The following is a 23,461-nucleotide window of genomic DNA, read 5'->3' as shown; positions in this document are numbered from 1 at the left end:
GGTCACGCCTCCTCTGTGGCACCGCGGCTCAGCCGCAGCGTGACGATCTCGAACGGGTGGAGCTCCAGGGGCAGTACGCCGCCCTCGCACCGTTCCGCACCGGCACCGGCCGGCCGCTCCAGCAGGTCGCACCGGACCGCGGAGGCCACCGGGAAACCGCAGGCCAGCTCCGTGCGGACGCGCCCGCCGCGGGCCTCGTGGAGGCGTACCACCACATCCCCGCTGCCGTCGTCCGCGAGCTTCACGGCGGTCACGGTCACCGCTTCGTCCGCGACGGTCACCAGCGGCTCGACGGCCGCCGAGCCGGGGACCCGCCGCTCCGGGAGGTTCAGCGCCCAGCCCTCGCGGACGGCGTCGCCCAGCGAGGCACCCGGCACCAGCGCGCAGCGGAAGCGGTGGATGCCCTGGTCCGTGCGCGGATCGGGGAAGCGCGGCGCGCGCAGCAGGGAGAGCCGTACGGTCGTGGTGGTGCCGCGGCCCGTCTCCCGGGCGGCGCGCGAGGCGTCGTACCCGTACGTGGAGTCGGTCACCAGCGCCACGCCCCAGCCCGGCTCCTCGACGTGCACAAAACGGTGCGCGCACGCCTCGAACTTCGCCGCGTCCCAACTGGTGTTGGTGTGGGTTGGCCGGTAGAGGTGCCCGAACTGGGTCTCGGCCGCGACCCGGTCGGCGTGCACGTCCAGTGGGAAGGCCGCCTTGAGGAACTTCTCCGTCTCGTGCCAGTCCACTTCGGTGGTGATCTCCAGCCGCCCGGTGCCGGGCGGCAGCGTGAGGACCTGCTCGACGGCCGACTTCCCGAAGGAGCGGCGTATGCGTACGGACCCGTCGTCCGCCGCCTCCACCGCATCGGCCTCGGTCAGATCCGTGACCGTGTTGCGGTAGTACTCGTCCACGTCCCAGGCATCCCACATGGTGGGGAAGTCCTGGTGCAACTGGAGGAGATTGGCGGGCTTGCCGGGGGCCAGCGTCTCGCGGCCCGCCCGCAGGTCGTACAGCGAGACCAGCAGCCCGCGGTTGTCGATCTCGGCCCGGAGCAGCCCGTTGTTCAACACGAATCCGCCGCCCGCACGCGGCACGCAACCGGTACTGTTCGGCGCCCCGCGCTCGGGCAGTGCACCCCGCGCAGGTACGCCCTCACGTCCGTGCGGCGCCGCGTTGAAGACCAACATGCCGCCCGCCGGATCGCCCGCCAGCGCCCGCTGGGCCGCCCCGATCAGCGCCTCCAGCTCCGCCGCGATCCGCGCATACCGCTCGGCCGCCTCCCGGTGCACCCACGCGATGGACGTCCCCGGCAGGATGTCGTGGAACTGGTGCAGCAGCACCTCCTTCCACAGCCGGTCCAGCTCCTCGTAGGGATAGCTGAACCCGGCCCGCACCGCCGCCGTCGCCGACCACAGCTCCGCCTCGTACAGCAGATGCTCGCTGCGCCGGTTGCCCTGCTTCGTACGGACCTGGCTGGTCAGCGTCGCGCGGTGCAACTCCAGATACAGCTCACCGGTCCACACCGGCGCGTCCGGGTACTCCGCGTGCGCCTTCTCGAAGAAGTCCGCCGGCTTCTCGAATGTGACGCGCGAAGAGCCCTCCAGATCGGCCAGCCGCCGCGCCCGCGCCAGCATGTCGCGGGTCGTACCACCGCCCCCGTCGCCCCAGCCCGTCGGCGCCAGCGACCGCGTCGCCGCGCCCTTCTCGCGGAAGTTGCGTGCCGCGTGCGCGACCTCCTGACCCGACAACTGCGCGTTGTAGGTGTCCATCGGCGGGAAGTGCGTGAAGACCCGGGTGCCGTCCAGCCCCTCCCACCAGAACGTGTGGTGCGGGAACTTGTTGTCCCGGCTCCAGGAGATCTTCTGCGTCAGAAACCACTTGGCGCCCGCCTGCCGGACGAGCTGGGGGAGTGCCGCCGAGTACCCGAAGGTGTCCGGCAGCCACACCTCCTCCGTCTCGACCCCGAACTCCTCCAGGAAGAACCGCTTGCCGTGCACGAACTGCCGCGCCAGCGCCTCCGACCCCGGCATGTTGGTGTCCGACTCCACCCACATCCCGCCCACCGGCACGAACCGGCCGTCCGCCACCGCCTTCTTCACCCGCGCGTACACCTCGGGCCGGTGCTCCTTCAGCCACGCGTACTGCTGCGCCTGCGACATCGCGTACACGAAGTCCGGGTCGTCATCGAGGAGCGCGGTCATGTTGGATGCGGTGCGGGCGACCTTGCGTACGGTCTCCCGCAGCGGCCACAGCCACGCCGAGTCGATGTGCGCGTGGCCGACGGCGCTGATGCGGTGCGCGGAGGCGTGCGCGGGCGCGGCCAGTACGTCGGTCAGCAGCTCACGGGCGCGGGCCGCCGTACCGCCGATGTCCTGGAGATCGACGGCGTCCAAGGCGCGTTCCACCGCGCGCAGGATCTCCCAACGGCGCGCGGTGTCCTCGCCCAGCTCGGCCATCAGCTGGCCCAGCACCTCCAGGTCGTGCGCCAGCTCCCACACGGTCTCGTCGAAGACCGCCAGATCCATCCGGGCCAGCTTGTACTGCGGCACGTCACCGGCCGTGTCCTTGTCGCCCAGCTCGGTGGGCAGGAAGGGGTGGTAGTCGAGGATGACGGGGTTGGCGGATGCCTCGATGTGCAGATACACCTCCTCGCCACCGCGCACGGGCGCGCCGATCCGTACCCACTGGTTGCGCGGGTTGAGGCCCTTCACCGGGGAACCGTCGGGCCGGTACACCAGGCCCTCGCACTGGAAGCCCGGCATGTTCTCGTCGAAGCCCAGGTCCAGCAGCGCCTCGACGGTACGGCCCGCCCACGCCTCGGGAACGGTGCCGCTGACGGTGAACCAGCTGGTGCCCCACGGCGGGCCCCACGGCGCGCCTGCTTCGATGGGCGTACGCGGCGCGGCGATGCCTTCGGCGACCGGCACCGGCTCACCGGGCGCATGCCACACGCCGACGGTCAGCGGCACCGACTCCGGATACACGGCGGGCCACAGCCGCTCTGCCAGCACCCGCTTCAGACGGGCTTCGGTGGTGGTGCGGTGGTCGTGCATGTCGGTACGACTCCTTCACGCCTCGTGGTTCAGACCTCGTTGGGCTGGATCACTTCCGCGATGCCGCGGTCCTTCAAGTACGCGCTGTCCGGTGCTAGTTCGCTCCGTACGCAGGCCGGTCGCAGGCCGCGTTCCGCGAGCCGCATCCACGCCTCGAAGACCGGGCCGCCGGGCGCGCACGGAGACCCGCTCTCGACGGCCAGCGCGAGGGTGCGCGTCGCCGGCACATGCGGCGCGGCCCGCTCCTCGCGTACGGCCTCGGCGAACGCCTCGCCGACCGGCTTGGTCCGCCGGTCGTTGGTCAGCAACCCGAGGCTGTACTCCAGCTCGGGGAAGTCGGCCAGCCCCCGGTCCACGTCGTGCGAGCACCACCACGTGATGCCCCACAGATCCGTGCAGTCCAGCGCGGCGCGCACGGTGTCCCGCACGAACGCGGGAGCGTGCTCGGCGGGGATGTGCGGCGCCGGCGCGCCGACCTCCTGCAGCCAGACCGGGCGCCGCGGATCCGCCGCCCACGCCTTGGACAACTCCACCAGGTACGCGGCGTGTTGGCGGGTCGCGGTGGAGTCGCGGCCGTACCGCTGCGCCGTCCCGTTGAACACCCACGCGTGTACGGCGGTCAGCGCGCCCAGCGTCGCGCTGTGTTCCGGCGTGAAGGGGTGGCCGTCCAGGTACCACGCCGCGTCGTATGAAGCGTGCAGATGCATACGGCCCGGCGCACCCCGCTCGCACGCCGCCAGCATCCGCTCCAGCCAGGCCGCGGCCTGGTCGGGCGTGATCCGGTCGGGGTCCGGATGCGGGTCGCCGGAGAACTGGTTGGTCTCGTTGCCGAGGGTCATGCCGAGGAAGTTCGGCCGGTCGGCGAGGGCCGCGGCCAGCGTCTCCAGGTACGCCGCCTGGCCGTCCAGTACGTCCGGGTCGGTGAAAAGGTTGCGGCGGTGCCAGGTGGTGGTCCAGGACGGCACGAAGTCGAAGCTGGACAGGTGGCCCTGGAGTCCGTCCACGGCGACGTCCAGGCCGCGGTCGGCGGCCGCGTCGGCGAGGGAGACCAGCTGGTCCAGCGCGCGCGAACGGATCAGCGTGCGGTTGGGCTGGAAGAGCGGCCAGAGCGGGAAGACGCGGACGTGGTCCAGGCCGAGGGCCGCGACGGAGTCCAGGTCGGCCCGCACCTCGTCCAGGTCGAAGTCGAGCCAGTGGTGGAACCAGCCGCGGGTGGGCGTGTAGTTCACGCCGAAGCGCATCGGGGGCATACGGGTCCTGTTCGACGGGGGCGGGCGGGGGCGGCGGTTATGGGCACTCAGCCCTTGACCGCGCCCTCGCCCACGCCGCGGAAGAAGTAACGCTGCAGACAGGCGAACATCACGATCAGCGGGGCCACCGCGATGATGGTTCCGGCGGCGACCACCCGCGGCTTGTCCGCGAAGGTGCCGTGCAGGAAGTTCAGGCCGACGGTGAGGGTGAAGTGGTCCGGGTCGGAGAGCACGATCAACGGCCAGAGGAAGTCGTCCCAGGCGCCCATGAACGCGAAGATCGCAACGACCGCGAGGGTGCCCTTGACGGACGGCAGCGCGATGCGCAGGAAGCGCTGCCACACATTCGCGCCGTCCACGACGGCCGCCTCCTCGATCTCGTACGGGATCGCACGGAAGGCGTTGCGCATCAGCAGCACATTGAGCGCGCCGACACTGCCCGGCAGGACGACGGCGACCAGTGTGTTGTTCAGACCCAGATCACGCATGGTGGTGAACTGCGCGATGATGATGGATTCCAGCGGCACCAGCAGCGCGGCGACGAAGACCAGGCCGGCCGCCGTGCGGCCGCGGAAGCGCAGCCTCGCCAGTGCGTATCCGGCTAGCGCGGCGCCGACGCAGTTGGTGAGGACGTTGGCCGCCGCGACTTTCAGTGAATTCAGTGCGTAGTCCCAGACCGGAATGATCCGGGCGACCTCGGCGTAGTTGGCGAGGGTCGGGTCGTGCGGGACGAAGGACGGCGGCGAGGGGTAGATGGTCTCGTTTGGGCCCTTGAGCGAGGTGGACAGCTGCCACAGGAAGGGCCCGACGGTGATCGCCAGCACGGCGAGCATCAGGACGTAGCGCACGACCCGCTCCGTGCGGCCGACGCGCGTCATGCGGACTTCTCCTTACGGTTGGCGCGGCCGCCTTCGCCCCGTTCGGAACGGTCGGCGCGCAGGACGAGCAGCATCAGCACCAGCGCGATGCAGAAGATGACGAGGGAGAGCGCGGAGGCGTAACCGACCCGCCCCGACAGTCCCGTGCCGGAGCGCTGGACGAGCATGACGAGTGTGCTGTCCTCCCCGGCGGGGCCGCCGGTCGGCCCGGCCAGCAGGTACACCTCGGAGAACACCTTGAACGCGGCGACCGAGGAGAGCGCGCCGACCAGCACCATCGTGGAGCGCACGGCGGGCACGGTGACGGTGACGAAGCGGCGGAAGGGCCCCGCGCCGTCCACCGCCGCGGCCTCGTGCAGCTCCCTCGGTACCTGTGCCAGCGCCGCCAGGTAAATGATCATGTAGTAGCCGAGGCCCTTCCACACCGTCAGGGCCATCGCGCACAGCAGCACCAGCCAGGCGTCACCGAGGAAGGACACCGGGCCCGCGCCCAGCACCTCCAGCATGCTGTTGAGCAGCCCACGGTCGTCCAGCATCCACACCCAGATCAGCGCCACCACGACCACGGACGCGACCACCGGCGTGTAGAACGCGGCCCGGAAGAACACCACACCCTTCAGCGGCTTTTCCACCAGCAGCGCGAGCAGCAGTGGCAGCAGCACCGTGCACGGCACCACGATCACCACGTACAGCAGGCTGTTGCGCAGCGCCGTCCAGAACTGCGGGTCCTGCAGCATCTCCTGGAAGTTGCGCAGTCCCACCCACACGCCCGGCGTGAGCGTGCGCGCGTCGGTGAAGGCGTGCTGCACGGTGCTGAGGAAGGGGTACAGGATGAACGCCGCGACCACCGCCAGCCCCGGCAGCAGGAACAGCCACGGGCTGGCCGCGCGATGGGTCCGTACGCCTTGGGTCCGTACGCTCACGGCTCAGCCCTGCTGCAGCAGCCGGTTGCTCTGCGCGACCGCGTCGTCCAGCGCCCGCTTCGGCGACTTGTCGCCCTGCAGCGCCTTGGCGACCTCGTTCTGCAGCACGGTCTTCATCTCGTCCGTCATCACCACGGGCGTGTAGTTGACCGCGCCGTCCAGCATCTTGGCCGCGGCCACCCGCACCCGTCCCTCGTCGGTGCCGTCGTCCTTCGTCCAGTACGGCTTGTCGAGGGACCCCTTGGTGCTGGGGAACACCGCGACCTCGTGCGCGAAGGACTCCTGGTTGCGCTGGTTGGTGACGAAGCGCGCGAAGGCGATGGCGGCGGCCTTGTGCTCGCTGCGGTCGTTCACGCCGAGCCCCATCACGTACATGTTGGGCTTGCCCGTGTTGGTCGGCGCGTCGGTGATGCCGAGGTTCTTGTACAGGTCGGGCGCGTTCTCCTTGAAGTCCACGAGGTCGGGCGCGCTGCCCGGGTTCATGGCGACGCGGCCCTGGAGGAACTTCCGCCCCGCGCTCTCCGGCGTGGCGCTCAGCGCCTGCGAGTCCAGCCCACCGCTCTTGAACAGCTTCTTGTACGCGGTGAGCAGCTCCACGCCGCGCGGCTCGTTGTAGGTGAACTTGGTGGCGTCGGCGTTCATCAGCTTCACGCCGTACCGCCCGAAGTCCTCGATCCCGGGCACCCCGGCCAGCGTGGCGACCTTGCCGCCGGAGGACTTCGCCATCTTCTCGGCGTCCGCGAACAGTTCGTCGTACGTCGTCGGCGGCTTCTCCGGGTCCAGCCCGGCCTTCTTGAACAGCGCCTTGTTGTAGAAGAGCGGGCCGGTGTTGAGGTACCAGGGGAAGGCGTACGCGCCGTCCAGGCCCGGCAGTTGGTTCCCCGCCCAGGCCTCCGGCGTGTAGACCTTCTTCGCCTCGGCGGTGACCGGTTCCTTGTCCAGGTTCATCAGCAGCCCGGCCTTGGCCAGCGGGTAGGACAGGTCGGGGGAGACGTTCACCACGTCGGGCAGGGTGCCCCCGCCGGCGTCCGCGCTGAGCTTCTCGGCGTAGTTCTCGGCCGGCTGGTCGATCCACTTCACCTTCGTGCCGGGGTGCTTCTTCTCGAACTCGTCGATGAGGCCGTTGAAGTAATCCTTGTACTGGGCCCGCAGGTTCCAGGTCTGGAAGGTGATGTGACCGCTCACCTTGCCGTCGGCGGCGCTGCCGTCGCTGCCGTCGCCGCCCCCGCAGGCGCTGAGCAGCAGCGCACCCGCCAGCAGCGGTACGGCGGTACGGGCGGATCTGGGCACACGGGTACCCCGGAAAGTGCGCATGGCCGCAGGGCTCCTTCGGTCGGTCCTGGGTGGGCGCCCCAAAAGGTGCCCGTCGCAAGCGAGTTACGTCAACACTTTCCGCAGACATTTCTTGCGAACGATTGCGGACGATCACTAATGCGCTTTAGCCTTGCTGCACTTAAGCGCATTAGTACTTGCCGAAAAGGGAGACCATGCCGCGTACGCCGGCCCGGCGGCCGACCATGAAGGACATCGCCCTGCGCGCCGGGGTGTCCGAGAGCGCGGTCTCCTTCGCGCTCAACGACCGCCCCGGGGTCTCGCCGGTGACCCGCGACCGCATCCGCCGGGTCGCCGAGCAGCTCGGCTGGCAGCCCAGGGCGGCCGCCCGCGCGCTGTCCGGCGAGGGCTCGGCCACGGTCGGCCTGGTACTGGCCCGCCCGGCCCGCACCCTCGGCATCGAGTCCTTCTTCCTTCAACTGGTCTCCGGCATCCAGGAGGAGCTGGCCGAACGGAAGCTGGGGCTGCTCTTCCAGGTGGTCGAGGGGCTGGACGCGGAGTGCGCGACCTACCGCCGCTGGTGGGCCGAGCACCGCGTGGACGGCGTCCTCGTCGTCGACCCGCGCCAGGACGACCCGCGCCCCGACCTGCTGGGCGGCCTCGGGCTGCCCGCCGTGATGATCGGCGCCGCCGCGCCGGAGCCGGCCGATGGCGAGAGCCCGGCCGTCTCCACCCTCGGCGCCGACGACGCGGGCATCATGGCGGCGATCGTCGGCCATCTCCACGCGCTCGGCCACCGCCGTATCACGCACATCGCCGGACTGCCCGAATTCGCCCACACCCAGCGTCGGATCGCCTCCCTGCGCACCGAGGCCGCCCGCCTCGGCCTCACCGAGGCCGCCTCGGTGACCACCGACTACTCCGACAGCGAGGGCGCGGCCGCCACCCGCCGGGTGCTGGACCAGCCCCAGCCGCCCACCGCCCTGATCTACGACAACGACGTACTGGCCGTCGCCGGGCTCGCCGTCGCCGCCGAGCGCGGCATCCGCGTCCCCGACCAGCTCTCGCTGGTGGCCTGGGACGACTCGGTCCTGTGCCGCAGCGTGCACCCGGCGCTCACCGCACCGGTACGCGACACCGCCGCCTTCGGCCGGCACGCCGCGCAGGCCCTCACCGCCCTCCTGGACGGCGCCCCCGCCGGCCACACCCAGGAGCCGCTGCCGGGGATCCAGCCGCGGGGCAGCACGGGGCCGGCGCCGGCGCCCGGTACCGGCCTCGGTGCCCGAGCCGGTGCCGGGCCGGTTCCGGAGCCGAAAGAGGGCCCTTCCGGCCCACCACAGTCATCCTGAACTCGCCCCTGGCACAGACACCTTGACGCCACGTCCGCACAAGCCGTTCCCAGTCGTTCGCAGGTCAACTACCGTTGACGGAGAGCTGTGTGGTCGCCGCGGTGCGTAACCGGCCGCGGCGCACCGTCGTCAGGGAGGCCGGATGACGTTTCATTGCGAGTACGCCTGGCTCGGCGGGACCGGCGTCGCCGAGCAGGTCCTCATCGAAGTGGCCGACGGCCGGATCACCCGTGTCACCGACAACACCCCGGCACCGCCCGGTGCCCACCGACTGCCAGGACTGACCGTACCGGGCCTGGCCAACACCCACTCCCACGTCTTCCACCGCGCCATCCGCGGCCGCAGCCAGAGCGGTGTCACCGACTTCTGGCGCTGGCGCGACGTCATGTACGACGCCGCGGGACACCTCGACCCCGACCGTATGTACGCCCTCGCCCGCGCCACATACGCAGAGATGGCGCTGTCCGGCATCACCGCCGTCGGCGAGTTCCACTACGTCCACCACAACCCCGACGGCACACCGTACGAGGATCCCAACGCCATGGGCAGCGCGCTCGCCCGCGCCGCCGCCGACGCGGGCCTCCGCCTCACCCTCCTCGACACCTGCTACCTCATGGCCGACATCGACGGCAGACGGCTGGAGGGCGTGCAGCGGCGCTTCAGCGACGGCAGCGCCGAGGACTGGGCCCGGCGCACCGCCTTCCTCCGGGACGGCGACCGGCTCCGCATCGGCGCCGCCGTGCACAGCGTGCGCGCCGTGCCGCGCGAGGCGATGACCTTCGTCGCCGCCGACGCCCGGCGCCGCGGCGTCCCGCTCCATGTCCACCTCTCCGAACAGCCCGCCGAGAACGCCGCCTGCCGCCAGCGGTACGGCCGCACCCCCACCCGCCTGCTGCACGAGAAGGGAGTACTGGGCGAGGGCGCGACCGCCGTGCACGCGACCCATCTGGACTCCGCCGACATCGCACTCCTCGGCGGCTCCCGCACCGGCGTCTGCCTCTGCCCCACCACCGAACGCGACCTCGCCGACGGCATCGGCCCCGCCGGCCGGCTGGCGGCGGCCGGCACACCGCTGAGCCTCGGCAGCGACGCACACATGATGATCGACCTCTGGGAGGAGGCCCGCGCCATCGAACTGGACGAGCGGCTGATCAGCGGCCGCCGCGGCCACTGGACCGCCGCCGAGCTGCTCACCGCCGCGACCTCGGCCGGCATGACGGCACTCGGCTGGAACGCCGGCGCGATCGAGGCAGGCCGGCTCGCCGACCTCACCACCGTACGGCTGGACTCCCCGCGCACGGCCGGCGCCCGGGCCGGCGACCCACTGGCCCACACCGTCTTCGCCGGCACCGCCGCCGACGTCAGCCACGTCGTCACCGGCGGCGAACTCATCGTCGAGAACGGCCACCACCGCCACATCGAAGACGTCGGCGGCGCCCTGGACAAGGCCATCACGACGCTACTGGCGAGCTGAACGGGGACCGACCGCTACCGCCGGACGACGTGATACGCACGCCGTCCGGCGGTCAGCCGTCAGCGGGGGATCAGTGTGCCCTGCTCCGTGACCGTCAGGCGTGCCTGGTGGCCGGCCGGGGAGCAGTTGCGGCCGTTGGGGTAGGTGGGCTTCGGGGTGACAGTGGTCTGCTTGTCCAGCACGGTGGTGCCGCGTTGGTTCTTGAATTCCAGCGTGACGCGTACCGGCTTTCCCGGCAGGCCGGGTACTTGTGCGAAGCCGGGCCAGATGGTCGCCGGTTCCTCCGGTCCGCTGTCCCGCAGCCGCAGTGTGCGCTTGCGGCATGTGTCGTCCCAGCAGGCCGTGAGCGTCGCGTCGGCCGTCCGGTTCGCCAGCTCCGGGGGGACCTTGACGTGGATGCCGGCGGGCGCGTCCTTCAGGGTGCAGGGATGGGTTCCGTCGGAGCTCCCGCACGCGGTGAGCAGCGCGAGAGCCGCCAGAGTTGCTACAGGTACCGCAATTCCGATGCTCTTCCTCACGCCGACTCCTGGGGGAGTTGGTCGAGGAACCGGCCGAGCAATTGCAGGCCGGTGCGCAGCGTCTCGGTGTCGTCGGCGAAGCCGATGCGTACGGTGTGCTCGATGTCGAAGGCGGCGCCGGGGGTGAACATGACGCCGGTCTCCTTCAGCAGGCGGGTGCAGAACTCGTAGGAGCCGAGGGGGTAGTGGTACCGGAGAAGGGCGGTGGTGCCCGAGGCCGGCTTGATGTAACCGATGTCGTCGCGGGTGCTGATCCACTCGTCCAGGATGGCCAGGTTGGTGCGGGTGATCCGGTGGGAGCGGGCCAGGATCGCGTCCTTGTGCTCCAGCGCAACGCAGGCCAGCAGGTCGTCGATGCGTCCGACGCTGATCGTGTTGTAGTCGCGGTGGGTGGCGACGTCCCGCAGCAGGTCGGCCGGGCCGGTGATCCAGCCCAGCCGCAGCCCGGCCAGGGAGTACGGCTTGGACATGCTGCCGGTGGAGATGCCGCGCTCGTACAGGTCGGCGATCGAGGCGGTGAAGCCGTCACCGTGCTGGTCCACGCCCCGGTACACCTCGTCGCACAGCACCCATGCCCCGACACGGTCGGCGATCTTCGCGATGCGCGCCAGTCCGGCCTCGTCGATGAGAGCGCCGGTGGGGTTGTTGGGATTGCTGAGCGCGATGAGCTTGGTGGCCGGAGTGACCAGGCGGTCGAGCTCGTCGAGATCGGGCAGCCAGCCGTTCTCCGCACGCAACGTCAGATGCTCGACGCGGGCGCCGTAGCTGTCGGGGATGGAGTAGTGCTGCTGGTAGGTGGGGACGACGGCCACGACGTGGTCGCCCGGCTCGACGAGGGTGGTGTGGACGAGTGCGTTGGCACCGATCGCGCCATGGGTGACCAGGACATTCTCCGGGCCCTGGGTCGTGTACAGGCCCGCGACCAGGGCGCGCAGGCGCGGGCTGCCCGGGATCGGCCCGTACGTGAGCGGGGTGGCTGCCAGCTCGGCCAGTATTTCCTCGCGCCGGCCGGACAGCTCCAGCAGCTCGCCCGTGGTGAGCGAGCGGACACAGGTCTCGGCCAGGTTGTACCGGCAGGTCTCCTCGTACTCGTTCATCCACTGCTCGACCGCGAACTCACGGATTCTCACCGGCGCTGCCCCTTCGTCGTCCCGTCCGTCGTCCTGCCCTTGCCCGTCTTGTCCGTCGTCTCGTCGTCGTTGAAGCCGCTGGCCCAGTATCGGCCGTGCAGGCCGAGGTCGAGCAGCATACGTACGACGTCCTCGACCGGCATCGGCGGCGTCTCGTGCTCCACCCACCAGCGCAACACGGCGATCTGCTCTCCCACCCAGACGCGGGCGAGGAGAGTCGGGTCGATTCTCGGCTCGACACCGTTGCGCTCGGCACGGTCCCGGAATTCCTCGGCGGTGGCCCGGGCGATCGCGTCCGTGAACATCTGGAGCGGCCGGCCGTCCCCCTCGCCCCGCAGCACGATCCGGTAGGCATCGCGTTCCTCGCGGGCGTGCCGCAACATCTCCAGCACGGGCTTGCCGGTGAAGCCGACCGGACTCTCGGCCATGACGGGACGGAGCCGTTCGGAGAGGCCGTCCAGGAGGCCGGCCGTCACCCTCGCAAAGAGGTCTTCCCGGTCCCGGAAGTGGCTGTAGAAGGTGGCCCGGCCGACGTCGGCGCGCTCGGTGATGTCCTCCACGGTGAGCGCACTGAAGCCGCGCTCCAGGACCAGCTCCACCAACGCGGTGCTCAAGGCCCGCCGGGTGCGCCGGGTGCGCCTGTCCTCGGCCATCGAATCCCCTTCTCGTACGGCTGTCGCCCCTCCCGGGGAGTCTACGTGAGCCTTGACAGTGAATAAGTTACTGAACAAGCTGTCTTGAAACGTTCAGCCTGTCGACTCTGCAGCTCGACTCTGGAGAACCCCTTGAACCTCGGCACCTACCTCACCCGCAGCGCTCGGTACTGGCCCGACGAGACCGCGCTGGTATGCGGCGAACGCGCGTGGAGTTACCGGCAACTCGAGCGCGGGGCCAACCAATTGGCTGCCGCGCTGATCGGCCGGGGGCTGCGCCCCGGCGACGCGGTCGCGTCCCTGGCCTGGAACAGGGGAGAGCTCGTGGAGATCGAGTTCGCCCTGTACAAGGCGGGATTGATGCGCGCGCCGGTCAACGCCCGGCTGGGACGCGGCGAGATCACCCACATCCTGCGTTACGCCCCGGTGCGCGTACTGATCTTCGACGCCGCGCACCGCGAGGACGCGCTGGCCGCGATCGCCGCGGCGGACACGGACTGCCTGCCCGTACAGCTCGACGGCGTACCGGGCGCCGACCACCCGACCGGCGTCTCGTACGCCGACCTCCTCGCCGAAGGCATCGGCGATCCGGTCGCCGTCGAGGTCGACGAGGACGAGCCGTGCGTCCTGAACTTCACCTCCGGCTCGACCGGCACGTTGAAGGCCGCCGTGCAGACCTTCGGCAATCGGCTGGCCAACATGCGCAAGCAGCTGATGAGCGACGAATCCCGGCCTCGTCCCGGCACCCGCTACCTGGCCTGCGGTCCCATCACCCATGCCACCGGAATGGGGCTGCTCGCCGGCGTCTTCGGCGGCTCCACCACCCATGTCCTGCCGGCCTGGAGCCCCGAGGCGTTCCTGGAGACGGTGGAGAAGGAGCGCATCACCGCCACCTTCCTCGTGCCGGCCATGCTCACCATGGTGCTCGCGCACCCCGCGGCGGCCGACCGGGACCTCTCCAGCCTCACCAGCCTCCGTATCGGCGGCGCGCCGATCGCGCCGCAGCGGCTGCGCGAGGCCGTCGCCCTGTTCGGGCCGATCGTCGCGCAGGGGTATGGCCTGGGCGAGACCACCAGCGTCGTCGCCGGTCTGACGGGGCAGGACATCGCCCGCGCCGTCACCGAGGACCCCGAACTGCTGCAGTCGTGCGGCCGTGCCGCCTACGACACGGAGATACGCGTGGTGGACGAGGCCGGCCGTGAGCTGGGGCCGCGCGAGGTCGGTGAGGTGATCGTGCGCGGCCCCGACTGCGTACGCGAGTACTGGCAGGAGCCGGAACTGTCCGCCGAGACGTTCAAGGGCGGCTGGGTGCACACCGGCGACCTGGCATGGATGCGCGAGGACGGCTACCTCTTCCTCGTCGACCGCAAGAAAGACATGATCATCTCCGGTGGCTTCAACATCTACTGCACCGAGGTCGAGGCGGCCCTCTACGAACACCCGGCCGTACGGGAGGCATGCGTCGTCGGCGTGCCGGACGAGCGGTGGGGCGAGGCCGTCAAGGCCGTGGTCGTGGCCCACGAGGGGCGCGCCGTCACGCCGGACGAACTGATCGAGTTCTGCGCCGAGCGCCTCGACCGGTACAAGAAGCCCCGCTCCGTGGAGTTCGTCCCCGAACTGCCCCACAACCGCAACGGCAAGCTCGACCGCAAGGCCGTACGGGAACCGTACTGGGCCGACGCCGCCCGCCGCGTGAACTGACCCGTCGCCCCCGAACTCGGAGAGTACGACCGATGACTTTTTCCCTCCGCCCCTCCTACGCCGACGATCCGCACCTCGCCGCCCTCGTCGACAAGCTGCGTGACTACCTGGACGGCGAGCTGGCCGCCTACGAACACGACCGGGGCATCACCCGGACCGGCCGCCTGACCCGTGCCGACCTACAGCCCGTATGGGAGCGCAGCCGCGAACTGGGCTTCTACGGCATTCACTTGCCGAAGGAGCACGGCGGTCATGGCCTCACCCATACCCAACTGGCCGCGCTGAAAGAGGAAATCGGCGCGAGCGGCCGGGTACTGGGCCACAGCGTCCTCGGTGACATGGGCGGGCCGTTGCGCGCCGGTGACCTTCTGCGGTACGCCACCGAGTACCAGTTGAAGACCTACTTCCTGCCGGTGGTCCGCGCGGAGCGCGCCTGCTGCTTCTCGCTCACCGAGACCGACGCCGGTTCCGACGTACGGTCCATGCGTACCACCGCCCAACGGGACGGCGACGACTACATTCTCAACGGCCATAAGGTCTTCTCCTCCGCGGGCCCGTTCGCGGACTTCGCCATCGTCGTCGCCCGCATGGCCGGCACCGGCGAGAGCGAGGGAGAAGGCGGCGAGCGCGAGGGCGACCAGCCGCGCTTCTCCGCCTTCCTCCTCGACCTGGACACTCCCGGCTGCCGGGTGCTGGACGGGGCCACCCCGATGTCCGGCGAACACATCGAGAGCGACATCGTCCTGGAGAACTGCCGCGTGCCCGCCGAGAACCTGCTGGGGGAGGAGGGCAAGGGACTGCGGATCGCGCTCGGCCGGGTCACCGTCAACCGTCTCCTGCACTGCCCCACCGCACTCGGCGCCATGCGCCGCGCCCTGGACCTCACCCTGGAACGCGCCCGCCACCGCACAGTGACCGGCGGCCGGCCGCTCCTGGCGCTCCAGGCCATCCAGCACAAGGTCGCCGACATGGCCACCGAGTTCTACGCCGCCCGCTCCATGACCTACGCGGCCCTGGCCGCGCTCGACCGCGGCGAGGACGCACGCACCGAGGCGTTCATGTGCAAACTCTTCGTCGCCGAGTCCGCCTTCCGCCTCCTGGACGAGGCCGTCCAGATCCACGGCAAGGAAGGACTCACCCAGGGCAACGAGATCGAGTACCTCTTCCGCAAGATCCGCATGTTCCGGATCCTGACCGGCACCTCCGAAATCCAACGCAACGGCATCGCCCGCGACCTGGCATTTCCGGCCTGACGGGGGACGGCGGCGCCGAGTGAATTCTGCTTACAGACCGAATTCCCGCGGGGGCAGCCCCAATGCACGGCAGGCTTCGCGGACGACGGCCTGTTCGCTTTCGATGAAGGCGCCGTCGGCGCCGCCGATGATGATGCCGATCTGGATGACGGCGCGGGCTTCGGTGGGCTTCTTCCTCGCCTTGCCGACCTCGTGCAGGACAGCACTCTTCCCGTTGTCGAAATTGAGAGCCAGCCGGTCGAGGTTTTCTTCGAAGCGGCGCTGCAGGTCGTCCGCGGTGAAGTTCTGCAACACCTCGTTCGTGGCGATGAGTTGCGCGACCCGGACCTGCTCGGCGGGGTCGATGATGCCGTCGGCGGCAGCGACCAGCGCGCACATTGCCATGCTCGCGTCGCGGAACGCGCCGCTGCGCAATTCGTGCTTGCGCGAGACGAGTTGTGTCTGCATCGCCGAGGCGGACGCCTTGAGACGGCCCCAGACAGCCATGCGCCCCTTGGCGCCGGCACCGCCCTCAACGTCAGTACCGGCGTCGGCACCGACCGGAAGGGCGGGTGGCAGGCGGCAGTGCTCGAGGTAGTCCTGCAGAGCGGAGAGACGCTGGTCCAGTGTGACGCCCGCGACCCGGTAGTAGATCTGCTTCCCCTCCTTGCGGGCGTCGATCAGACCGCCGCGATGGAGGAGACGTAGATGCTCGGAGGCGGTGGAGGGACTCAGGCCGTTCCGCTCGGCTATCTCCCCGGCGCTGAGTTCGCCGACGCCCGAGAAGTGCGTCAGCATCCGCCGACGGGTCTCGCTCGCCAGCGCTTTGAGGAAGACCACCGTTTCCTCATCCATCGGTGTCTCCTGCACCCTGCTCACGACCACCTCCGGCCCATGCGCTGACGCCTCGATCGACAGTCGCGAAGAAGCACTCACCCTCTCACAGCCCCGAACCCGACTCGCTGCTGGGCGGTGCTCAAAGTTCGGGGTCGGCGAGGAGTGGGCCCAGTGGGCCCAGGTCGAGGTTGAGGTCGCTGCGGCGCAGGCCGTGTTGTTCGCACAGTTCGTCCATGCGCTGGTCGAGCAGCATGAGCGCCGTACCGAGCCGGTCCTCCTGCTCGGTGCTCAGCGTTCCCTCGTCGAAGCGGCGCACGGCCTGGCGTTCCATGAGCTGGCGCAGCAGTTCCACGACGGTCAGTACCAGGGCGGCCAGATCGTTGGTGACCCGCTCGGGGTCCAGGTCCAGGGCGCGGGTGCGGGGCTCGGTCACAACGGCCCACTGTCCGACCAGGGGGCGGGCACCCGCTCATTGACCGACGACAGCAGAGCGTGCAGCGAGACCCGTACCAATGGCACGTCGGCGATGGCCAGGACCAGGTCCCCGCTGACCACGACGCCGGTGGCCAGCACCCGGTCCAGGAGGTCGACGAGGGGAACCCCGATCGGCGCGCACTGCTCGGGGCCGCCCCAGGGAACGTGCGACAGGCCGGGCGCGCGGGTGTCCGGGGCGGTCATGCAGTGACCTCCTGCTCCGTGCGGTCGCTCTCCTCGGTCCACCGGGCGAAGGAGTAGGGGATCCAGGGCCCCGACGTCCTGATCTCCACGGCCGGGTGCCGGCCGTCGGTGCCGAGCCGGTCCAGGGCGCGGGTGAAGGCGGCGCGCTCGGCGTCGTCCACCAGATAGGCGACGTTGAGCAGTTGCGGGGCACGCCGGCCGGTCAGCTGCTCGGACTGCGGGCGGTGCCGCGTCGCCGCGACGGCGTACCGCCGCAGCTCCGCGTCGATGGCCTCCGCGTCGGCCAGGGCCCTCCCGTGCGCGTCCTGCTGGGCCCGCCGTCGCGTACTGGCGCGGCTGAGGTAGGCCCGTCCGCCGGTGCGGCAGGTGGCATGGGTATCGTCCCCGGTGCGGCCAGTGGCATGGGTGCCGTCCCCGGCGCGACCAGGGGCGAGACCAGTGGCCGGGGGAGTGGCGGGACCTGTGGTGCGCCCAGTGGCAGGGTCGGCGACGTGCACCTTCACCGCCCATTCCGTACGGCCGCGGAGCCGGTCGAGCAGCGCGCCGAGTTCCGCCTCCCGGGCAGTGACGGCCCGCACCGCGGTCCGGTCGGTCAGATACAGGGTCGCCATGGGCAGCGGTACGACGGGACCCCGCCGGGCTGCGGCCTCGACGCCCCGATGGTGGGCCCGGGCGCAGCGCTCGAGGTCGTCGGGCCGGTTGAGGCGTTCCGCCAGCGCCTGCTCGTCGAACGAGGCCGCGGGAACGTCCTGGACGACCAACCACAGATTCCCGGCCCGCACGACGCGCAACGGACCGCCCTCCTCGTGACCGCTCGTCGCGGCCAGTACCTCGTCGGGCGGCGGGGCGCCCGTGACAGCAAAGGCGCAGACCACGGTACGTGGGTGCCGGCTCATCGGGTGTCCTCCACTGTCGCGTCGGCGTCCCCCTCCAGGGAGTCGAGCCGGGCCCGCAGCCGCGCGTTCTCCTCGGCGAGCGCATTATGGGCAGCCCGCGAGGACAGCGCCGGGTCGGTCTCCCACCAGTCGATGCCCGCCTTCTTCGCGGTGTCCACCGAGGCGATGAACAGGCGCAGCCGGATGGTGAGCAGCTCGATGTCGAGCAGATCAATCTTGATGTCGCCGGCGATGACAATGCCCTTGTCGAGAACCCGTTCCAGCAGATCCGCGAGGCTGCCGGGGAGGGGTTCGGAGGGCTGCGGCTGCGTACCCAGGTCCACGTACCGGTGGTCGACGTCTGTCACAATGCGCTCCCCGGGAAGACATCAGTCACGCGGGCGGCCCCGCTCGTCATCACCCTCGTGGCCCTCCTCGTAGTCACCATCGTCCTCGTCCTCGTCCTGGTCCTCCTCCTCGTACTCGTCGCCGTCCTCGTCGTCGTACTCGTACTCGTCCTCGGCACCGTCGGTGCTCTCCTCCTCCCGCTCCTCCCGCTCGGACTCCAACGCCTCCTCGTGGCTCCGCACGACCTCGCCGTCGCGGATCTCACCGCGCCAGCCCTCCACCTCCTCGTCGCCCCGCAGGGTGACGTAGCGTGCGAAGTGCTTCACATCCAGCCGCAGCCGGCGCCCCTGGGCGCGCCAGAGGTTGCCGGTCTTCTCGAAGAAGCCGGCGGGGTAGTACTCGACGACCACGACGATCCGGGTCAGCGAAGGCGCCAGGTCGTGGAAGGTGACCACCCCGCGCGTACTGCCCTTGGCCCCCTCGGAGGTCCAGGCGATCCGCTCATCGGGCACCTGCTCCTGAACGGTTGCCTTCCAACTCCGCGCCGAGGGACCGACCTTGACGTTCCAGTCGGAGTTGACCTCGTCCTTGATGCTGACGCCGCGGACGCCCTTCGTGAAGTCGCTGAAGTCCTCGAACCGCGTCCAGTGGTCGTACGCGGTACGCAGCGGAACGCCGACGTCGACGAACTCCATGATGTGCGTCGCTTTGACACTGCCGCCACTTGCACCGTCGCTGGAGCCGCCACCCGCCCCGCCACCTGTGGTGCCCGTCGCGTGCTCGGTCAGCTGGCCGACCAGGCCCCCGATCCGTTCCCCCGCTTGCTCGAGGAGGTTGCGCCCCTGCGCGGCCAGATAGGCGCCGAGAGCGTCCTTCAGGCCGTCCAAGGGGGACGGCCCGCCGCCGCCTCGCTCGCGCTGAGTGGGTGTCATCCGCGTCGACCTCCCCGACCGGTACTCTTCGCCGCGCCCCTTCTCGCGGGTGGCGCCTTTTTCTTCGCCGGCGTTCTCCTGGCGGCTGACTTCCTCGCCGCCTTGCGGGGCAGCGCGGACGCGGACTCGTCGTCCTCGCCCTCCGCCTCGAAGCCGTCCGAGTCGTCGTCGTAGCCGCGACCGCCGTACTCGTCGTCGTAACCGCGGCGGCCGCGGTCGCCGCGCTTGTCGTAGTCGTCGTCGCGTTTGTACTCGCCATCGCGGTCGCCGTACTCCTTGTCGTCCTCGTCCCGCCGGCCCGCGCCCGTGAGCTCGTCGGTACGGTCGCGGAGGGCGTCGGCGAAGTCGGTGAGGCGGCGGTTCGCGGCGTTGGTGACGGCCGTGCGTCCGGCGGTCAGCAGCTCGCCGCGTACCTGGTCCGAGAGCTCCTGGAACTGCGGAGTCTGTTGGAGCTTCTCCAACCCCTCGGACAGCATCTGGCCGGGGGAGAGGCCGAAGCGCCGTCCCGCGAGGTACGAGCCGACGGCCAGCGCCAGTTTCGCCTTCTTCGTGCGGCCCAGAAGGTAACCACCGGCCATGGCCGCTGCCATGGCCACCTTGTTGTTGCTCATACGTGCCTTCTCTGTGAGCGGTCCGAGTGGTCCGTCGTCGTCGGCGTGCGTTCCGTAGGGCGGGCGGCCTGCCGTTCGAGGATGGCGAGCAGACGTTCCTCCTCCCGCTCGAAGGTCGCCTCATCGATGGCGCCCTCGTCCAGCGCCCGGTTGAGCGCGGCCAGGCGCGCCTGGACGGCACGCGGGTCGTGGGCCTGGCGCAGCGCTTCCTGGAGCAGGTGATCGGCGACCCAGATCGTGCCGCGCACCGGGGCGAGAGGCAGCAGCAGAAGACCGCTCACGAGACCCACCGCGTCACCGCCCGGCCGACGCGGGGCGCGGGTCGACGAAGCTGTAACAGGGCAGGGGTCCGGTCACACTGAGTTCCAGCCGGTCCCCCAACGCGCTTGCTCGCGCGGCCACCGCCTGGCGGAACCGCCGTTCATCGGTGGCTCGCACCAGAAACGAGGTGCTCAGCACCTGCTCGTCGTCGAGCGGTCCCTGCGCCGTACGGACCGCGAGCGGGGTCAGGTGGGCCAGGACCTCCTGTGCCGCACGCCGGGCCTCGCGGCGTACGCCCCGGGCGAGCGCCTCGCCGAGCCGGACGTTGGCCTCGTAATCCGGCCGACGCCGGGTACGGCGGGCCAGCGCCCGCAGCTTCTCGTCCCGGCGCACCAGATCGGCGAAGTACCCCGGTACAACGACCCCTTTGACATTCATCTCGACGCAGCCGCGAACGCCCTCCAACTGCCTCATCAAGTGCTGCTTCTCAGACCGTAGTTGGGAGACCAACACGTCCTCTTCAGGAGTGAGGACCGCGAACCGCATGGGCAGCACAGCCCCCTGCGCGGCCAGTTCCTCCAGTACGGCCTGATGGGCCATCAGGTCCCGGCGCCGGGCCCGGAGCCGAGCGGGTGCGGCCGAGACCGCCGCGCACAGTCCGGACTCGGTCAGCAGTTGTACCGGGGCGCCGTCCACCCCCGGGGCGCGCGGGGCGCGGACACCGGCGGGAGCGATGCCGTAGACGTACAGAGTGCTCGGGGTGGTGGCGGTGACAGTGGTGGTGGCGGGCAACGTCATTCCTCCGTCTCCGTGCGCCGGCGAGCGCGGCTGTACCGGCGATCGTCGTCATCGCGAGCACGGCTGCGCGGGCGGTCGTCATCGTCATCGCGAGCGCGGCTGTGCGGGCGGTCGTCATCGTCATCGCGGGGGCGGCGCCCGGCCGGCCGGTTCCGGGACCGCTGCGTACTCCGGCTCGATTCCTCGCGCTCGCCGCCGCGGGACCGGTCCTCTTCCTCCCTCTCCTCGGGAGTGAGCATGTCCCGCACCTTTTCGGTCAGGGAACGTCCCGTCCGCTTCGCGCCCGCCTCGCCTATGGCCTTGGAGACCGGTCCGCCGAACAGCTCGGGAACGGTCTTGGCGCGCGAGTCGTGCTCCAGGTCCAGACGGTTGCACGCCTCGGCGAACCGCAGGTACGTGTCGACGCTCGCGACCACGATCCGGGCGTCCACCTTGAGGATCTCGATGCCGACCAGGGAGACGCGTACGAAGACGTCGATCACCATGCCGCGGTCGAGAATGAGCTCGAGAACGTCGTAGAGGGTGCCGGCGCGGGGCGCGCAGACGACTTCGTCGTCGTAGGTGATCATGCGGCGGTCCTTCCGGGAGTGGCCCTCATCGGGGCCGGTCACTGGTCCTGGGCACCGCGCCGGTAGCGGGCGACCCGGCGGTACTGCAGCAGATCGCCCGCCGAGTCCAGCTCGACCTCATAGGTGGCGAGCAGGCTGGTGGTGTCGGGGATGCGTGCCACCTCCAGCACGTCCACGTTGACGATCCAGCCGTCGTTCTCACTCCGGCACACCGCGGAGACGCCTTCCAGACGGTGGCGAATGAGCTCGGCCAGCCCGTCCGCAGCACGCCGGGCGGCGTCCCCGGCACCGTGCACCCCACGCGTACGCGTGGAGGAGGAAGCCGTACCGCGCCGCCGCTCGCCAGGTTCTGTCATAGTCCCCACTCTGGCGCCGAGCCCCGATCACCGCGTCCGCAGTTCCCCCATCCGGGCTGCGACGAAGCGCTGCTCAGAGCGGTTGCACCACTGGCACCGGGCATCGCGCCGGGGATCACAGCCGACTCGGCGGTGCCGCGCAGCCGCCCCCGGGTCCTCCTAGTGCGAGAATCATCGTATTTTGATGGCCGTCGTACTACGACGGCGCTGTAGTACGCGGAGCCCTGCCCCGTTCACCGTCCGCGGCACGGGCCAGCTCCTCGCTCGACTGCACCGAAGGTGTGACGGCCACGGGGGCGACGGCCTCTCCATCCATGCCCGCAGTCTGAGTCACAGCCAAGACATCGGCACGGGATATTCCCGCGAGCAAGCGCCAACGGCTCGGGAAAACTCGGGAGTCGACGCCCCCTGTTGGTGCAGTAGCGAGCGTGGTCAACTACTGAGGTGGGCCAGGTACTTACGACGTTCATCGCAGTGGCCGGAACACTCATCGGTTCTCTTCTGGGGTACCGGTTCCAGAAGCGTCTGGCGGACCGCAGCGAACGTCGTAACGCCGTCCTTGCCTTCACCGGTGCCGCCAACGAGTTCATACGGAGCCAATACGACTGGTGGCACCGTCAGCACGAGGAACCAGGCGGCCCGGCACACATCGCGGCCAGAACGGAGGCATTCAGGCTCCGAGGTCTGGTTTGCCAGGCCATTCACCAGATTCAACTCCTTGTGCCCGATGACAGCCTGCACTCACAAGCAGAGCGAACCCTCGACACGATCAGCGCCCTTCACCGGGCGACGGACCGCGAGGAACTACGGGCGATGTCAGTAGATGCGCGAGCGGACCTGAACACCTTCGTCGCGCAGGCTTCTGCGCGGATCAAGTGACAGGCTCCGGCGGTCGCGGACATCGCGCGGCCGGGCCCGCTCATCGGCGGCTACCGGCGGAACCGGCGGAACTGGCCGCGCAGCTTGGGCATCCAGTTCGGCCCCCAGGTCATGATGGCCGCCGTCGCGGCCAAGCTGCCGAGTACCACGAAGAAGGCGCCCGGATAGACGTGGTTCACCCAGCATGGATGCCACTCGCTGGTGCAGGGGCGCCGCGAGGAGCTCCTTCCGGGGATCGCGCGGGAGGCAGCCATCCCGCTCACCACGGCCGCAGCCGCCCACACGATGCCGGCCACGGCCCATCGGGGCGAGCGCTCGCCCTTGGTCGAGTTGAACCGGCGGAAGGACCGCTTGGCGGCCGTGAACGTGATCGGGAGCAGCACGCCGACGGTGACGCCGAATCCGATGCCGCTACCCGGCCAGTACACGGACAGTTCCCACAGCTCGTCACCAAGCCACAGCGATAGTGGAAAGAATCCGAGGAAAGCTACGACCGCGGCGGCCTGCTTGGCGTTCGTCTTCCGGCTCGCCTTAGAACGGTTCATCAGCGGATCCTCTCGGTGGTCTTGTGCGTGCGGCCGGTACATGGCCGTGGCCTCGGTGAGCCCTCAAGCGTCAGGTTGGGCCGCACGCAGCGAAAAACCCCAGGTCAAACGCCGCAAGGTGATGCCACTCCAACTTCGGTGGCATAACCCTAATGATCACCAAGCTTCACTGGCAATTGACCAAGGCTCGATGATCACTCCGCTCAGCGCTTGTTGCGGCGCAGATATGGTGACCGGGTGGATCGGGATGAACTGCTGCTTCACGCCTCGCCGTTCGGCACGGCGGCAGTCGGTCGAGTGGGTTGCCGGGCTCGCATGGGTCAGTGTGAAAGCCATCGACCGCCCGATCGCCTCGAA

The 23,461-nt window shown here is 70.1% G+C and carries 24 protein-coding genes and 2 pseudogenes; 5 read left to right on the top strand and 21 right to left on the bottom strand.

Translation table 11 applies throughout. From position 1 onward, the window contains the following. Positions 1-2: 2 nt before the first annotated feature. The 5 genes from AB0I82_RS14285 to AB0I82_RS14265 are packed head-to-tail and all read right to left on the bottom strand — an operon-like array spanning position 3 to position 7,400. On the bottom strand, positions 3-3,035 hold the full coding sequence (locus AB0I82_RS14285; protein WP_363257507.1) for a glycoside hydrolase family 38 C-terminal domain-containing protein: 3,033 nt from the start codon (positions 3,033-3,035) through the stop codon (positions 3-5). Positions 3,036-3,064: 29 nt separating this feature from the next. After that, entirely contained in the window at positions 3,065-4,285 is a 1,221-nt protein-coding gene (locus AB0I82_RS14280; protein WP_363257506.1) for a glycosyl hydrolase, read from the bottom strand. A gap of 47 nt (positions 4,286-4,332) precedes the next feature. After that, positions 4,333-5,163 carry a carbohydrate ABC transporter permease gene (locus tag AB0I82_RS14275; protein WP_363257505.1) on the bottom strand — a complete coding sequence of 277 codons (831 nt, stop codon included), beginning with the start codon at positions 5,161-5,163 and terminating at the stop codon, positions 4,333-4,335. Next, positions 5,160-6,086: a sugar ABC transporter permease gene (locus AB0I82_RS14270; protein WP_363257504.1), complete on the bottom strand. Its 927-nt coding sequence runs from the start codon at positions 6,084-6,086 to the stop codon at positions 5,160-5,162. Before AB0I82_RS14270 ends, AB0I82_RS14275 begins: the two co-directional genes overlap by 4 nt. Before the next feature lie 3 nt (positions 6,087-6,089). Continuing rightward, positions 6,090-7,400, bottom strand: a complete 1,311-nt coding sequence (locus AB0I82_RS14265) for a sugar ABC transporter substrate-binding protein (RefSeq protein ID WP_363257503.1) — start codon at positions 7,398-7,400, stop codon at positions 6,090-6,092. Positions 7,401-7,573: 173 nt separating this feature from the next. On the opposite strand from AB0I82_RS14265, the gene AB0I82_RS14260 reads away from it, so the two are divergent. Both AB0I82_RS14260 and AB0I82_RS14255 read left to right on the top strand, forming a co-directional pair. Then, the gene (locus AB0I82_RS14260) at positions 7,574-8,707 is read left to right on the top strand and encodes a LacI family DNA-binding transcriptional regulator (protein WP_363257502.1); all 1,134 of its coding nucleotides are present in this window, start codon (positions 7,574-7,576) and stop codon (positions 8,705-8,707) included. A 142-nt stretch (positions 8,708-8,849) separates the two neighbouring features. Further along, complete coding sequence (locus tag AB0I82_RS14255) at positions 8,850-10,181, top strand: formimidoylglutamate deiminase (protein ID WP_363257501.1); 1,332 nt, start codon at positions 8,850-8,852, stop codon at positions 10,179-10,181. A gap of 59 nt (positions 10,182-10,240) precedes the next feature. Here the strand turns inward: AB0I82_RS14255 and AB0I82_RS14250 are convergent, their stop codons facing one another. From AB0I82_RS14250 to AB0I82_RS14240, 3 genes are read right to left on the bottom strand one after another with little or no spacing between them, the layout of a single operon-like run. Then, positions 10,241-10,699: a hypothetical protein gene (locus AB0I82_RS14250; RefSeq protein WP_363257500.1), complete on the bottom strand. Its 459-nt coding sequence runs from the start codon at positions 10,697-10,699 to the stop codon at positions 10,241-10,243. After that, entirely contained in the window at positions 10,696-11,829 is a 1,134-nt protein-coding gene (locus AB0I82_RS14245; protein ID WP_363257499.1) for an aminotransferase, read from the bottom strand. Before AB0I82_RS14245 ends, AB0I82_RS14250 begins: the two co-directional genes overlap by 4 nt. Continuing rightward, positions 11,826-12,482 (bottom strand): TetR/AcrR family transcriptional regulator, encoded by a 657-nt coding sequence (locus AB0I82_RS14240; RefSeq protein WP_363257498.1) that lies wholly within the window; start codon positions 12,480-12,482, stop codon positions 11,826-11,828. The genes AB0I82_RS14245 and AB0I82_RS14240 overlap by 4 nt, the downstream gene beginning before the upstream one ends. A gap of 132 nt (positions 12,483-12,614) precedes the next feature. Between AB0I82_RS14240 and AB0I82_RS14235 the strand changes: the two genes are divergently transcribed. Then, complete coding sequence (locus AB0I82_RS14235; RefSeq protein WP_363257497.1) at positions 12,615-14,183, top strand: AMP-binding protein; 1,569 nt, start codon at positions 12,615-12,617, stop codon at positions 14,181-14,183. 32 nt (positions 14,184-14,215) lie between these two features. Next, a complete protein-coding gene (locus tag AB0I82_RS14230) occupies positions 14,216-15,436 on the top strand; it encodes an acyl-CoA dehydrogenase family protein (protein WP_363257496.1) in 1,221 nt (406 codons plus the stop codon). Positions 15,437-15,466: 30 nt separating this feature from the next. Here the strand turns inward: AB0I82_RS14230 and AB0I82_RS14225 are convergent, their stop codons facing one another. The 12 genes and pseudogenes from AB0I82_RS14225 to AB0I82_RS14170 form a co-directional block, all read right to left on the bottom strand. Beyond that, positions 15,467-15,922 (bottom strand): TerB family tellurite resistance protein, encoded by a 456-nt coding sequence (locus AB0I82_RS14225; RefSeq protein WP_363257738.1) that lies wholly within the window; start codon positions 15,920-15,922, stop codon positions 15,467-15,469. Positions 15,923-16,051: 129 nt separating this feature from the next. Further along, positions 16,052-16,270: pseudogene (locus tag AB0I82_RS14220) on the bottom strand (metalloregulator ArsR/SmtB family transcription factor); the annotation flags it as partial. A gap of 121 nt (positions 16,271-16,391) precedes the next feature. Continuing rightward, complete coding sequence (locus AB0I82_RS14215; protein ID WP_363257495.1) at positions 16,392-16,685, bottom strand: gas vesicle protein K; 294 nt, start codon at positions 16,683-16,685, stop codon at positions 16,392-16,394. Further along, positions 16,682-16,930 (bottom strand): gas vesicle protein, encoded by a 249-nt coding sequence (locus tag AB0I82_RS14210; RefSeq protein ID WP_363257494.1) that lies wholly within the window; start codon positions 16,928-16,930, stop codon positions 16,682-16,684. Before AB0I82_RS14210 ends, AB0I82_RS14215 begins: the two co-directional genes overlap by 4 nt. After that, complete coding sequence (locus AB0I82_RS14205; protein WP_363257493.1) at positions 16,927-17,826, bottom strand: GvpL/GvpF family gas vesicle protein; 900 nt, start codon at positions 17,824-17,826, stop codon at positions 16,927-16,929. The genes AB0I82_RS14210 and AB0I82_RS14205 overlap by 4 nt, the downstream gene beginning before the upstream one ends. Then, a complete protein-coding gene (locus AB0I82_RS14200; protein ID WP_363257492.1) occupies positions 17,823-18,173 on the bottom strand; it encodes a gas vesicle protein in 351 nt (116 codons plus the stop codon). The genes AB0I82_RS14205 and AB0I82_RS14200 overlap by 4 nt, the downstream gene beginning before the upstream one ends. Positions 18,174-18,194: 21 nt before the next feature. Next, entirely contained in the window at positions 18,195-19,085 is an 891-nt protein-coding gene (locus tag AB0I82_RS14195) for an SRPBCC family protein (protein ID WP_363257491.1), read from the bottom strand. Then, the gene (locus AB0I82_RS14190) at positions 19,082-19,696 is read right to left on the bottom strand and encodes a hypothetical protein (protein WP_363257490.1); all 615 of its coding nucleotides are present in this window, start codon (positions 19,694-19,696) and stop codon (positions 19,082-19,084) included. Before AB0I82_RS14190 ends, AB0I82_RS14195 begins: the two co-directional genes overlap by 4 nt. Beyond that, positions 19,693-19,986 carry a gas vesicle protein GvpG gene (locus AB0I82_RS14185; protein WP_363257489.1) on the bottom strand — a complete coding sequence of 98 codons (294 nt, stop codon included), beginning with the start codon at positions 19,984-19,986 and terminating at the stop codon, positions 19,693-19,695. The genes AB0I82_RS14190 and AB0I82_RS14185 overlap by 4 nt, the downstream gene beginning before the upstream one ends. 4 nt (positions 19,987-19,990) lie before the next feature. Further along, positions 19,991-20,755, bottom strand: coding sequence for a GvpL/GvpF family gas vesicle protein (locus AB0I82_RS14180; RefSeq protein ID WP_363257488.1), 765 nt, complete (start codon positions 20,753-20,755; stop codon positions 19,991-19,993). Positions 20,756-20,826: 71 nt separating this feature from the next. After that, positions 20,827-21,324 (bottom strand): annotated as a pseudogene (locus AB0I82_RS14175) (gas vesicle structural protein GvpA); the annotation flags it as partial. 38 nt (positions 21,325-21,362) lie between these two features. Beyond that, positions 21,363-21,680, bottom strand: a complete 318-nt coding sequence (locus AB0I82_RS14170; protein WP_363257487.1) for a gas vesicle protein — start codon at positions 21,678-21,680, stop codon at positions 21,363-21,365. Positions 21,681-22,154: 474 nt separating this feature from the next. Between AB0I82_RS14170 and AB0I82_RS14165 the strand changes: the two genes are divergently transcribed. Continuing rightward, positions 22,155-22,559: a hypothetical protein gene (locus tag AB0I82_RS14165; RefSeq protein ID WP_363257486.1), complete on the top strand. Its 405-nt coding sequence runs from the start codon at positions 22,155-22,157 to the stop codon at positions 22,557-22,559. 50 nt (positions 22,560-22,609) lie between these two features. On the opposite strand, the gene AB0I82_RS14160 is transcribed toward AB0I82_RS14165, so the two are convergent. Continuing rightward, positions 22,610-23,104, bottom strand: a complete 495-nt coding sequence (locus AB0I82_RS14160; RefSeq protein WP_363257485.1) for a hypothetical protein — start codon at positions 23,102-23,104, stop codon at positions 22,610-22,612. Positions 23,105-23,461 lie beyond the last annotated feature (357 nt).

Source organism: Streptomyces sp. NPDC050315 (assembly GCF_040655775.1).
Classification (GTDB): Bacteria; Actinomycetota; Actinomycetes; order Streptomycetales; family Streptomycetaceae; genus Streptomyces.
The sequence above is the reverse complement of the archived record's forward strand: the minus strand, read 5'-3'. Positions and strand labels throughout refer to the sequence as shown.

Excerpts from the sequence above, each read along its gene's own strand:
- AB0I82_RS14190 (WP_363257490.1), bottom strand. The coding sequence starts at position 19,696 with ATGAGCAACAACAAGGTGGCCATGGCAGCGGCCATGGCCGGTGGTTAC.
- AB0I82_RS14180 (WP_363257488.1), bottom strand. The coding sequence starts at position 20,755 with ATGACGTTGCCCGCCACCACCACTGTCACCGCCACCACCCCGAGCACT.
- AB0I82_RS14265 (WP_363257503.1), bottom strand. The coding sequence starts at position 7,400 with ATGCGCACTTTCCGGGGTACCCGTGTGCCCAGATCCGCCCGTACCGCC.
- AB0I82_RS14195 (WP_363257491.1), bottom strand. The coding sequence starts at position 19,085 with ATGACACCCACTCAGCGCGAGCGAGGCGGCGGCGGGCCGTCCCCCTTG.
- AB0I82_RS14160 (WP_363257485.1), bottom strand. The coding sequence starts at position 23,104 with ATGAACCGTTCTAAGGCGAGCCGGAAGACGAACGCCAAGCAGGCCGCC.
- AB0I82_RS14170 (WP_363257487.1), bottom strand. The coding sequence starts at position 21,680 with ATGACAGAACCTGGCGAGCGGCGGCGCGGTACGGCTTCCTCCTCCACG.
- AB0I82_RS14205 (WP_363257493.1), bottom strand. The coding sequence starts at position 17,826 with ATGAGCCGGCACCCACGTACCGTGGTCTGCGCCTTTGCTGTCACGGGC.
- AB0I82_RS14240 (WP_363257498.1), bottom strand. The coding sequence starts at position 12,482 with ATGGCCGAGGACAGGCGCACCCGGCGCACCCGGCGGGCCTTGAGCACC.
- AB0I82_RS14225 (WP_363257738.1), bottom strand. The coding sequence starts at position 15,922 with ATGGCTGTCTGGGGCCGTCTCAAGGCGTCCGCCTCGGCGATGCAGACA.
- AB0I82_RS14275 (WP_363257505.1), bottom strand. The coding sequence starts at position 5,163 with ATGACGCGCGTCGGCCGCACGGAGCGGGTCGTGCGCTACGTCCTGATG.
- AB0I82_RS14260 (WP_363257502.1), top strand. The coding sequence starts at position 7,574 with ATGCCGCGTACGCCGGCCCGGCGGCCGACCATGAAGGACATCGCCCTG.
- AB0I82_RS14230 (WP_363257496.1), top strand. The coding sequence starts at position 14,216 with ATGACTTTTTCCCTCCGCCCCTCCTACGCCGACGATCCGCACCTCGCC.
- AB0I82_RS14280 (WP_363257506.1), bottom strand. The coding sequence starts at position 4,285 with ATGCCCCCGATGCGCTTCGGCGTGAACTACACGCCCACCCGCGGCTGG.
- AB0I82_RS14255 (WP_363257501.1), top strand. The coding sequence starts at position 8,850 with ATGACGTTTCATTGCGAGTACGCCTGGCTCGGCGGGACCGGCGTCGCC.
- AB0I82_RS14210 (WP_363257494.1), bottom strand. The coding sequence starts at position 16,930 with ATGACCGCCCCGGACACCCGCGCGCCCGGCCTGTCGCACGTTCCCTGG.
- AB0I82_RS14285 (WP_363257507.1), bottom strand. The coding sequence starts at position 3,035 with ATGCACGACCACCGCACCACCACCGAAGCCCGTCTGAAGCGGGTGCTG.